The organism is Pseudoalteromonas sp. S1612, assembly GCF_005887175.1.
Taxonomy (GTDB): domain Bacteria; phylum Pseudomonadota; class Gammaproteobacteria; order Enterobacterales; family Alteromonadaceae; genus Pseudoalteromonas; species Pseudoalteromonas undina.
On the sequence record NZ_PNDH01000058.1, the window covers coordinates 1 to 10659 of the forward strand.

Annotated in this window: 10 protein-coding genes and 1 tRNA gene; 5 read left to right on the forward strand and 6 right to left on the reverse strand. The window is 40.0% G+C overall.

Annotated elements, in window-relative coordinates:
* Positions 1-28: 28 nt before the first annotated feature.
* From CWB78_RS16985 to nudE, 3 genes are all read right to left on the reverse strand, one after another.
* A tRNA-Met gene (locus CWB78_RS16985) sits at positions 29-105 on the reverse strand.
* Positions 106-246: 141 nt separating this feature from the next.
* Positions 247-1044 carry a 3'(2'),5'-bisphosphate nucleotidase CysQ gene (gene cysQ / locus CWB78_RS16990; RefSeq protein ID WP_008108277.1) on the reverse strand — a complete coding sequence of 266 codons (798 nt, stop codon included), beginning with the start codon at positions 1042-1044 and terminating at the stop codon, positions 247-249.
* Positions 1037-1609 (reverse strand): ADP compounds hydrolase NudE, encoded by a 573-nt coding sequence (gene nudE, locus CWB78_RS16995; RefSeq protein ID WP_008108276.1) that lies wholly within the window; start codon positions 1607-1609, stop codon positions 1037-1039. The genes cysQ and nudE overlap by 8 nt, the downstream gene beginning before the upstream one ends.
* Before the next feature lie 264 nt (positions 1610-1873).
* Between nudE and yrfG the strand changes: the two genes are divergently transcribed.
* The gene (yrfG, locus tag CWB78_RS17000; RefSeq protein WP_054202798.1) at positions 1874-2521 is read left to right on the forward strand and encodes a GMP/IMP nucleotidase; all 648 of its coding nucleotides are present in this window, start codon (positions 1874-1876) and stop codon (positions 2519-2521) included.
* A 37-nt stretch (positions 2522-2558) separates the two neighbouring features.
* On the opposite strand, the gene CWB78_RS17005 is transcribed toward yrfG, so the two are convergent.
* The 3 genes from CWB78_RS17005 to CWB78_RS17015 all read right to left on the reverse strand — a co-directional run bounded on the left by CWB78_RS17005 (position 2559) and on the right by CWB78_RS17015 (position 3945).
* Positions 2559-3185 (reverse strand): dUTP diphosphatase, encoded by a 627-nt coding sequence (locus CWB78_RS17005; protein ID WP_138596641.1) that lies wholly within the window; start codon positions 3183-3185, stop codon positions 2559-2561.
* A 52-nt stretch (positions 3186-3237) separates the two neighbouring features.
* Positions 3238-3606, reverse strand: coding sequence for a YacL family protein (locus CWB78_RS17010; protein WP_008108271.1), 369 nt, complete (start codon positions 3604-3606; stop codon positions 3238-3240).
* Between the two features lie 114 nt (positions 3607-3720).
* A complete protein-coding gene (locus tag CWB78_RS17015; RefSeq protein ID WP_054202800.1) occupies positions 3721-3945 on the reverse strand; it encodes a hypothetical protein in 225 nt (74 codons plus the stop codon).
* A gap of 315 nt (positions 3946-4260) precedes the next feature.
* Between CWB78_RS17015 and uvrD the strand changes: the two genes are divergently transcribed.
* From uvrD to CWB78_RS17035, 4 genes are read left to right on the forward strand one after another with little or no spacing between them, the layout of a single operon-like run.
* Positions 4261-6426 carry a DNA helicase II gene (gene uvrD, locus CWB78_RS17020; protein ID WP_008108265.1) on the forward strand — a complete coding sequence of 722 codons (2166 nt, stop codon included), beginning with the start codon at positions 4261-4263 and terminating at the stop codon, positions 6424-6426.
* Positions 6404-8494, forward strand: a complete 2091-nt coding sequence (locus CWB78_RS17025; protein ID WP_138596643.1) for a GNAT family N-acetyltransferase — start codon at positions 6404-6406, stop codon at positions 8492-8494. The genes uvrD and CWB78_RS17025 overlap by 23 nt, the downstream gene beginning before the upstream one ends.
* Positions 8463-9587, forward strand: coding sequence for an ABC transporter substrate-binding protein (locus CWB78_RS17030; RefSeq protein WP_138596645.1), 1125 nt, complete (start codon positions 8463-8465; stop codon positions 9585-9587). Before CWB78_RS17025 ends, CWB78_RS17030 begins: the two co-directional genes overlap by 32 nt.
* A gap of 56 nt (positions 9588-9643) precedes the next feature.
* On the forward strand, positions 9644-10501 hold the full coding sequence (locus CWB78_RS17035) for a chemotaxis protein (RefSeq protein WP_138596647.1): 858 nt from the start codon (positions 9644-9646) through the stop codon (positions 10499-10501).
* Positions 10502-10659: the final 158 nt, after the last annotated feature.

A 10659-nucleotide genomic window follows, 5' to 3' on the forward strand; every position in this document is an offset into this window, starting at 1 on the left:
GTCTTTTTAATAAAACATGTTACTTCAGTGGTTGCGGGAGCCGGATTTGAACCGACGACCTTCGGGTTATGAGCCCGACGAGCTACCAGACTGCTCCATCCCGCGCCTGTAATTTCTTAGTAACAGTATTGTGTTATTCACAAGCCTGTTTCGAAGAGAGCGCTATAATATAGGAATAAACCTATAATGCAAGGTTTTACTAATTAAAAACGTTTAAGTGAACAAAAACCCATCAAACAGTGGTATTTACAGTAATCGCTGATGTGGATTTATCATTTTTTGCCACTCCCAGTCGGGATGACCCATAACAATAAAATCCGGATTTTCTGTACTTTCTCTTTGGTTATACGTTAAAGGATTAAATTCAGCGTCGGTAATACAGCCGCCCGCTTCTTCAACAATAACTTGCGATGCACCCGTATCCCACTCACCTGTAGGACCTATTCTTAAAAAACAATCTGCTTTACCCTCAGCAACAATACACGCCTTAAGTGAACACGAACCTAAAGCCACCGTTGCAAATTGCGCATTTAGATACTGGCTAACTGCTTCTATTTTTTGGCGGCGGCTTACAGCCAAAGTTAAACTCTCGGGCGGTGCTACAAATATTTGTTTATCGTGCTCACCTTCACGCTTAAATGCCCCATTTTTAGCCGTTGCATAATAGGTCACGCCCTTTGCTGGCCAATGAATAACCCCCAACACTGGGTGGTTATTTTCTATCAATGCAATATTAACGGCAAAGTCACCACTTTCGAGTATAAATTCACCGGTGCCATCCATTGGGTCAAGCAACCAATAACGTTGCCAGTGCTGTCTATCTTGCAACGCTGGAATGGGGGTTTCTTCTGACATAATTGGAATGTCAGGAGCAAGCGCATTTAAACCCGCCACGAGCACATCATTTGCAGCTAAATCTGCTTTTGTTACTGGCGTATTATCTGATTTTTCTTGCTGACCAATATCGTCTTTTTTATACAAAGACATAATGGCATCCCCTGCACTTTGCGCAAGCTCAATACATGGCTCTAGAAGTTTATTCATTAATGTCTCCTGAGGCTAAATACTTATCTAATAATAGCAGAGCCGCAACACTACGTGCTTCAGTAAAGTCAGGTTGTTCTAATAACGACTGCCACTGTGAAAGTGGCCATTTCACCACCACTAAGGGCTCAGGCTCATCGCCTAGTAAGGTTTCAGGATATAAATTTTTAGCAAACAAAATATGCATGGTTGCGTTAAAATAGCTCGGTGCCATAGTGACCGTTTTAAGCGGTTTAAAGTATTCAGCGCCAAAGCCAATTTCTTCTTTGAGCTCTCTGTTTGCAGCCTGTTCAGGCGTTTCACCTGGGTCAATGAGCCCTTTGGGAAACCCTAACTGATAGTCATTGGTGCCTGCACAATACTCACGAACCAGTAATAACTCATTTTCAGTGGTCATAGGTACAATCATAACGGCTCCACGACCACCGCCGCGAATTCGCTCATACTGACGCTCTTCGTTATTTGAAAACTTAAGCTCTAAAGACTCCACAGTAAATAAGCGACTTTTAGCGACAACATTATTACTGAGAATTTGTGGTGGTGTTGGGTGCTTTTTCTGTGTCATGGGCATCAATTTGCTATCATTGCAGTTATACTAATCATATACCCAAATGAGTATAAGATGCGAGTTTCAGTTTGAATTAAAAGCAATTTAATTGAGCAAATAATTCTCGGGTTTAGCTAAGGTTAATTCTTTATTTTAGGCTACGAATACGCTCTTAATATAACATTGTCGGATTTATACCTTAATAACTCAATTAACAAAGTTCATTAATCTACTTCATCGCAACTTATTCATTTCAAAAAGTAGTTTTCATAAGGATACATCATGCTCAACTGGTCAAAAATCGATACTGTATTACTCGACATGGATGGAACTTTACTTGATTTACATTACGACACTGACTTTTGGCTCAATGTTGTACCCCAACAACATGCTCTGGCTCAAAATATCAGTTTTGAGGAAGCCCGCGCAGATATCTTAAAACGCTATCAGGCTGTGAGTGGCAAAATTCAGTGGTACTGCTCTGACTATTGGGAAGCACAGCTAAACTTACCTATTCTCGAACTAAAGCGCCAGTCTGCCCACTTAATCAAAATTCGTGAAGACGTTCCGCATTTTTTAACTGAACTTCGACGTGCAGGTAAAGAGCTCATTTTACTTACCAATGCTCATCCTGAATGCGTGATGCTTAAATTTGAGCATACCGCTATTGATAATTATTTAGACGGGGTGGTGTCAACGCATGAATATGGAGTAAGTAAAGAGCAACAAAGCTTGTGGCATAAAGTGCAAGGGGACTTGGGGTTTGATAAACGCCGCACTTTATTTGTAGATGACAGCTTACCGGTATTACATGCCGCACGAGAATACGGCATTGAGCATTTACTTGCGGTTGCTAACCCTAATAGTCAGCAACCGCATAACGATATAACCGATTACTTAAGCGTCACCGATTACCGTAAGCTTATTTAGCTTATTTAGCTTATTTAGCTTATTTAGCTTATTTAGCTTATTCGCCCTGAGGGTAACGCGCTACTAAGCCTTGATATACCTGTTTTGCAAAATCTGCATGTTCAGTATCAAGGCTTTTAACTACTTCTACTAAGTGTTCGTTATCTTCTTGACCATGCCATACTTTAATGTAGCTGCCATCTTTGTAACCATGATCTTGGCGGAAAAAGTTAAGCGTATTTTTACCTACATAACCACGGTATAAATCATCAATATCCATGTCTATTTGCGCCATACAACCAGCAAAGGCGGCTGCATCAAAGGTTTTATTGGCAACAGCACTGGCCGCTAGTAATTCAAGCGTTTGTTTAAAGTCATCACCTTGTTGTGGTGCACTCATTTCGGCTTGTAGTTGCGTAGCGATTTGCTCGTAGCTAGTCTCACCGTCAATACGCAACGATAAGCCAAAGTGAAAAATATCAACCAGCTCTAAAATCACTTGTTCAGTATCTGGAGTTTGTTTTTTCCACCATTTCCAACCGTAATGATCTAACATTTCTGCACATTCAACCCAAATAGCTCTATACCATTCAAAGCCTTGACTAAACCATTGCTCATGTACTTTAGTATTCATGGCATTTTGCATTTCTAGCATAACAACTAGCTTGTTTAAATTCGCAGACATATTGGTTCCACTGTTGGATTTATAATTAGGGTAATAATACAGATAATATAACTTAACGACCAGCCGAAAACTCATGCCATGAGTTGATCAGGTCAACAAAGTCTTCAAAACCACAACCACTGCTTAAATCATTCTCTTCAAGCATTAATTCGTCATCTTGGTAGGCTAATATATCTTCGTTATCTTGATGCAGCGCATGCGCTTCAAATAACGCTTCATCTTTAGAAAGGATCAGGTCAATTTCTTGGCCTTTAAGTGTTAACGGTTCAAAGCTTGAACTCACCGAGCTAATAAGCGCCAGCACCATAGCCACTTTGTCTTTGCCTATTTCTTCATTTAACCAACGGCCTATAATCGCATGCTCGCTGCTTATTTTAATTCTTAACCCACTAATAGGGTCGCGAATAAATTGGTATTCCATAACTTTATTCCAGTACTGCTAATTACAACAGATTATAACCTAGTCAGTTATGAATAACGCAAGCCAGATACAAAAATAGCGCCGCAAGGCGCTATTTCAGTATCATCAATATAGCTAACCGCCTGAGCGATAGCGGGCAGCATCAATAATTGCCCATAAATGGAATACGGCTCCAACAATAGCTGGAACAACTAAGAACCATAACGCGTAACCGCCAAAAACCAAAATGGCAAACACCAGCGCCGATAAAATACGACCCTGCACCAACTGCCCTAAACCCGGGAAAAAAATATTACATAGAGCGGCTATTACATTTCCGCCAGAACCTTGTTGAGACATACTAACCTCTGTAGTTTAATTAATTTTGTATTTGTACTTATTATTTATACTTACACACTTTATGCCAATTTATTAAGGCTTACAAATCATACAGTTAAATTATTACGAATTTATCGCTTTAGTATTTTTTGCCAAAAATAAGTCAAATTAGCAATTTTAAATAGCTATTTTAGTTACTTGCTCAGTTTATACTGTTCACTATTCAACAACTTAAATACCTATTTTATAAATAGCTGTTTATAAAAACAGTATTTTATTTAGCCTAACAAAAACACCTGTTATACTGCTCTCATTATTGATTAAAAAGGCGTAACGATGGACGTTTCAGAATTACTCGATGGCTTAAATGATAAACAACGCGATGCCGTTGCAGCGCCATTACAAAACATGCTGGTATTAGCTGGAGCAGGTTCAGGTAAAACTCGAGTATTGGTTCATCGTATTGCCTGGTTAATGCAAGTAGAGCAAGCCTCTGCCTACAGTATTTTTGCGGTAACCTTTACCAATAAAGCCGCTAAAGAGATGCGCTCAAGAGTTGAAGAAACTCTAAAAGCCCCTGTTGGTGGCATGTGGATTGGTACTTTCCATGGTTTATCGCACCGAATTTTACGGGCACATCACCGTGAAGCAAATTTACCTGAAGCCTTTCAAATTTTAGACTCTGACGATCAGCTTCGTATGATCAAGCGTTTGTTAAAATCTATGAATATTGATGATAAAAAATGGCCAGCCAAACAGTTTGGTTGGTACATAAGCGCTAAAAAAGACGAAGCTCTGCGCCCTAAAGATATTCAGGCATACGATATTAACGAGCAAATGATGCTGCGCGTTTACGCCGCCTATCAAGAAGCTTGTGATAGAGCGGGCCTAGTTGATTTTGCTGAAATATTACTACGTAGCTATGAGGTACTTAAAAATAACCCAACCTTGCTGCGTCATTATCAGCAGCGCTTTGCGCACATGCTAGTAGACGAGTTTCAAGATACCAATACTATTCAGTATGCATGGTTAAAACTACTTGCTGGCGACACTAGTAGTATTATGATTGTAGGCGATGATGACCAAAGTATTTACGGTTGGCGTGGCGCTAAAATAGAAAACATTAAACGCTTTTTAACAGACTTTGATGCTGAAACAATTCGCCTTGAGCAAAACTATCGCTCGACTGCCACTATTCTTAAAGCGTCTAATGCGCTTATACAGAATAACTCCGAGCGTATGGGTAAAAGCTTGTGGACTGACGGTAACGACGGCGAACCAATTTCTATTTATGCTGCCTTTAACGAGCTAGATGAAGCGCGCTTTGTGAGTAGCAAATTACGCAGCTGGTTAAATGCCGGAAATGCGCTACAGGATGCGGCTATTTTGTATCGTAGTAATGCGCAATCGCGGGTACTTGAAGAAGCGATGCTACAAGAAGGTTTAAAATACCGAATTTATGGTGGTATGCGATTCTTCGAACGTCAAGAAATTAAAGATGCCCTCTCATACTTACGCTTAGTGGGTAACCGCCAAGATGATGCCGCATTTGAGCGTGTAATTAATACCCCAGCCCGAGGCATTGGTGACAAAACATTAAGCCATATTCGTGACTGCGCTCGCGCTGAATCTTTGCCGCTTTGGTATGCTGCTAAAGCCATTGTAGAACAACAGCATTTATCGGGTCGAGCATCAGGAGCAGTTGCCAAGTTTGTCGAACTTATTGAGCATATTGAAGATAAAATTAGTGACTTAACGTTGCATGAGCAAGCTAAATACGCGATTCAAACCTCAGGGTTAATGGCTATGTATCAGGCTGAAAAAGGCGAAAAAGGCCGCGCTCGAGTAGAAAACTTAGAAGAATTAATTAGTGCCTGCGATCAGTATGAACTCCCTGAAGAGGAAGAGTTTAGCTCGCCACTACAAGGCTTTTTAGCTTACACCTCACTTGAGTCTGGCGAAGGCCAAGCCGATGAGCATGAAGACGCCGTACAAATGATGACGCTTCACTCAGCTAAAGGTTTGGAGTTTCCTTTAGTGTTTATGGTCGGTGTTGAAGAAGGTATGTTTCCATCTCAGCAAAGTAATGAAGAAACCGGCCGTTTAGAAGAAGAGCGCCGCCTTTGTTACGTGGGTATGACCCGCGCTATGGATAAGCTCTATATAAGCCATGCCGAAAGCCGCCGTTTATATGGCCAAGAGAAATATCACAGCCCATCGCGCTTTTTACGTGAAATACCTGAGGACTGCGTAGAAGAAATTCGCATAAAAACGCAAGTATCTCGTCCGCCTGCAGCCGGTCGCTTTAGCGCATCGGTTAGCCATGCTGCATTTGAAGAAAGCGGATTTAACTTAGGTCAACGCGTGCTGCATGCAAAATTTGGCATTGGCACCGTACTCAACTACGAAGGCAGTGGCGCACAATCTCGCGTACAAGTTAACTTTGACGACTTAGGCAGTAAGTGGTTAGTAACAGCTTATGCAAGATTACAAGCCGTTTAACCGCGTTGTAGAGCGTGTACAGCAACAACTTGCGAATGCGAAACATCGCCAGTTACTGCTGCTTACAGGCGATAAAAACTGGTGTTATGAGCAATGCACTCAGCTGCTTGTTCATTTACAGCAACCCTCCTTTGTGCTGTCTAAAAGCACTCATTTAATTAATGCACATTGGCCAGAGCATACCCACCAAATTTTAGGGCAAGAGTGCGCCCATGCTGTTTATGACGGCTACAGTGGACTGGTGCCAGATAAACTAGCCGCGCTCAGTGGCGTTGTGCAAGCAGGTGGTTTTTTAATTATATTGCTACCCGAACTTAAAGAACTTGAACACTGGTGTGATGATGCCCTTCCCTTATTTCAATCTTTTGGGCAAATGCACCCTTACAGCTTTTTTAATCAACGCTTAGCTCACTTACTAAGCAAAACTACTTTACTGCATTTTAGCCAGCAAAATGGTTGGCAGTGTATTACCGATACGAATCTATCAACTGGTGAAATTGACTTTACCGAGCAACAACAGTGTATTGAATTAATAATAAAAACGGCAAACGGACGAGCAAATCGACCATTATTAATTAATGCAGATCGGGGAAGAGGAAAATCAGCCGCATTAGGTATTGCAGCAAGTAAACTCAGCGATAAAAACATACTTATTTGCTCTATGCAATTTCGTGCTTTGCACAGTAGTTTTAAGCACTTAGCGAGTGAGCTTGATATAGATTATCGAGCTGGCGATAAACACATTGCAAACATGCACTATGTGGCGCCTGATCAACTACTGAACGAACAACCGCAGTGCGATTTGCTATTAATTGATGAAGCAGCAGCAATCCCTGTTCCAATTCTCATAAAAATTCTTCACCTTTATCCTCGTGTGGTCTTTTCAAGCACTATGATTGGCTATGAAGGTAATGGTCGCGGTTATATTTTAAAGTTTACTCGTTACCTTAAAACGCATTTTAAAAACATGCGTAGCATCAGCCTTGATCAGCCAATCCGTTTTGCAAAGCACGATCCTTTAGAGCTGCACCTTCGTACACTCTTAGCTTTGGATGCAGAACATCACAGCGCTAGTTTGAATACTGCTCCCCTACAATTTAAGCATCTGCAAGCAAATCAACTTACTAACGACGAACCACTGCTTCATCAAGTTGTTGGCTTACTAACACTGGCACATTATCAAACCAGTGTGAATGACTTACGTCACTTACTAGATGCCGCTGGGCAACGCCTATTTGTTTGTCAACAAGGTGATAATATTCTTGGTGTGTGTTTAGTAGCGATAGAAGGTGGCTTTACTACATCGTTGAGTAATGAAGTAGTGCAAGGTAAGCGCCGCCCTCAAGGGCATTTAATGGCGCAAAGCCTTGCACAATTAAGCTTTAACCCTGAGTTATTAAAACAATACTGCGCTCGCGTGGTGCGAATTGCCATTGATCCAGAGCAGCACAATAAGCACCTAGGAACACAATTACTTCATTACTGTGAACAGCAATTACAGAACGAGTGTGATTGGTTTGGTGCTAGCTTTGGTGCTAATGCGCAATTACTTAGTTTTTGGCAAAATAATGACTTTAATTTGGTAAAGCTGGGTTTTCAAAAAGATAAGGCAACGGGTGAACATAGCGCATTAGTTATTAAGAGTTTAACTAAAAATGACCAACTACTAGAACAATTAACAGCCCAGTTCGAAGCTGATTTTCCTTTGCAATTGCTCAGCCATTTTAGTCAGCTAGATTATAAACTGGTAGCAAAAATTGTTTCACGCTTTAATACTCATACCAATAGCATAGCTGATCAATCAAGATTAAAATCTATGTTAACAAGTGACTATCAGCTATTTAATATTAAACCTTTACTATGGCGAAGCTTTTGGGCATCTCCTTCTAGCTTGCCAAATGATGAGGATAATTTCCAATCTGTTTTTATTAGGCTAGTATTACAAAATTGGAAACCTAAAAATATCCAAACCGAGTTAGGTGTGAATGGCATAAAGCCGTTTAATATATTATTAAAAAAGGCTGTAAATAACTGGTATGAACGCACTTCGCATAATAATACACCTTAGCATTGCCTCCATTGCATTAGTCTTAGGGCAGCCTTTAGCCTTTGCAGAGCAAGATAATAGCAAAGTTATTAAACTTGGCATGTCTACAGCACTAAGCGGACCGGCTCAAAATATTGGTCAACAATTGTATAAAGGCAGTAGCATTTACTTTAACAAGGTTAATAATGCCGGCGGAATAAATGGCGCGGAGGTACAACTTCTAGTTGCTAACGATAATTACGAACCAAAACAAACCGTTAATAATACCCGTACTTTTATTTATTCCGACAAAGTCGATGCATTGTTTGGTGCCATGGGCACCCCAACCAGCCATGCTATTATACCTTTACTAGAGCAATCAAAAATTCCGTTCTTAATGCCTTTTAGCGGGGCAAGCTTCCTACATGATAAATCACGAGCTAACATATTTAATTTAAGAGCAAGCTACAATGACGAAGCCGCAGAGCAAATTAAATACTTAGTAGAGGAGCGCAAACATACAAAGATAGGGCTATTTATTCAAGCAGATGAGTTTGGCTTGTACGTAGAATCGGGGCTAAGGAAAGAACTAACAAAATATGATCTGTCGCCTATAAAAGTCGCGCGTTATCAACGTAATAGTCATGATGTAGCATCAGCGCTTAATGCCTTACAAGCCAGTGGGGTGACAGCTATCTGTTTAGTTGGCACCTACGCACCACTTGGTGAATTTATAAACAGTGCACATGCGAAGAATTTTACCCCAGACTATACCAGTGTTTCTTTTGTACCTAGCTTTGACTTATTTGATGAAGTAACCACACCCTCACATATTATGGTTACAGAAATTGTTCCTAATCCACTCACATGTAATGATGATTTTTGTAATGAATTTTTGGCCGATATGCAAGCAAACAAGATTACAAAACCCAACCGTCTTCATTTTGAAGGTTATATTAATGCGATGGCATTTAGTAGGGCTGCAGCAAACTGCAAATTACCGCTTAAACACTCATGCCTAATGAAAGAGCTTAATTCACTGTTAATAAATGATAAAATAATCAAAAAGTTTTTTATTGATACAAAAAATAAAAATAAGCGTAATGTATATCGCTCTTATTATGTGAATAAATAAGTACCTTCCAAATATTGTTCTATCCTTAATATACAAACTAAGTATGTGAGGAAACTATGGACTTAATTAACTTTAAAGTGGGTTATAAAACCATTTCACTTAAGATTCTTGATATCTTATTAACGGAACAATTTAATAATAACCTCACGGTGTTACCTAACGACAATAAAAGCTTTTTGGGCGTTAAAGATTATATGGGGATCCCAACCCCAGTATTTGATCTTGGAATCATTTTAAATGGAGTATCTACTGAGCGCAGTAATTTAGATGCTTTAAAGCAACTTAAATCTTGGCAAAAACAACTAATTGCTTGGTTTAATAAATTAGAGCAAGAACTACTCGTTTCGCAAAGCTCGTTAAAGGCGAATCAGTATGAGCTTACTGATTTTGAACAGTTTTATACAGAGTTTAAAACTGATAACGATGAATTAAAAAATACTATGTCACGCTTTGATGATCCGTTTAAATCGCTGCTACACCAATTGACCAGTGCAATAGATGCATATAAAAAAGGCAACAGCAAACAAGTTAGTACTCAACTTGAGATTATAAGGCGACATGATCTTATTCACCTAGAGCGTTTATTCGACTCTGCAATAGAACAAATCACTTTAGATTATAAACCTATTATTGTGTTTACCACTAAAGATGGCATGACCCCTCATGTAGGCCTATTAGTTGATAAGGTTGAAGATAATATTGAATATAAACAAGAAGATATTAAACCACTAGATAAGCTTACCGAAGTTGGTTTTGATATTGACCCCCAAACAAGAAGCATGATGTATGGACTGATCAAACTCGCTGATAAACATAGTGTACTTATTGATCCTAGCGCAATATTTAAGCCCAAAGAGCTTGAACCATCTAGCAGCGCTCAAGAGCAAGAAACTGAAGCCTATGGACTGTTTTAAGGATGCTTCCTTTACACCCGTAAAAGCCCGACTCTTTTAAATCGGGCTTGCTTGTATTTAGAGTCGGTGCGCTATTTTGCCTATGGGGTTCTAGATACTCAACCCATGCTACGGTGGTCAGGTTGACGCTGTGCTGCTGATAGCTGACGGCTGAGGTC

What these genes read in the sequence shown, in the direction of transcription:
- yrfG (WP_054202798.1), top strand. Translation starts at nt 1,874, where the DNA reads ATGCTCAACTGGTCAAAAATCGATACTGTATTACTCGACATGGATGGA.
- CWB78_RS17035 (WP_138596647.1), top strand. Translation starts at nt 9,644, where the DNA reads ATGGACTTAATTAACTTTAAAGTGGGTTATAAAACCATTTCACTTAAG.
- cysQ (WP_008108277.1), bottom strand. Translation starts at nt 1,044, where the DNA reads ATGAATAAACTTCTAGAGCCATGTATTGAGCTTGCGCAAAGTGCAGGG.
- CWB78_RS17025 (WP_138596643.1), top strand. Translation starts at nt 6,404, where the DNA reads ATGCAAGATTACAAGCCGTTTAACCGCGTTGTAGAGCGTGTACAGCAA.
- CWB78_RS17010 (WP_008108271.1), bottom strand. Translation starts at nt 3,606, where the DNA reads ATGGAATACCAATTTATTCGCGACCCTATTAGTGGGTTAAGAATTAAA.
- uvrD (WP_008108265.1), top strand. Translation starts at nt 4,261, where the DNA reads ATGGACGTTTCAGAATTACTCGATGGCTTAAATGATAAACAACGCGAT.
- nudE (WP_008108276.1), bottom strand. Translation starts at nt 1,609, where the DNA reads ATGACACAGAAAAAGCACCCAACACCACCACAAATTCTCAGTAATAAT.
- CWB78_RS17005 (WP_138596641.1), bottom strand. Translation starts at nt 3,185, where the DNA reads ATGTCTGCGAATTTAAACAAGCTAGTTGTTATGCTAGAAATGCAAAAT.
- CWB78_RS17015 (WP_054202800.1), bottom strand. Translation starts at nt 3,945, where the DNA reads ATGTCTCAACAAGGTTCTGGCGGAAATGTAATAGCCGCTCTATGTAAT.
- CWB78_RS17030 (WP_138596645.1), top strand. Translation starts at nt 8,463, where the DNA reads ATGAACGCACTTCGCATAATAATACACCTTAGCATTGCCTCCATTGCA.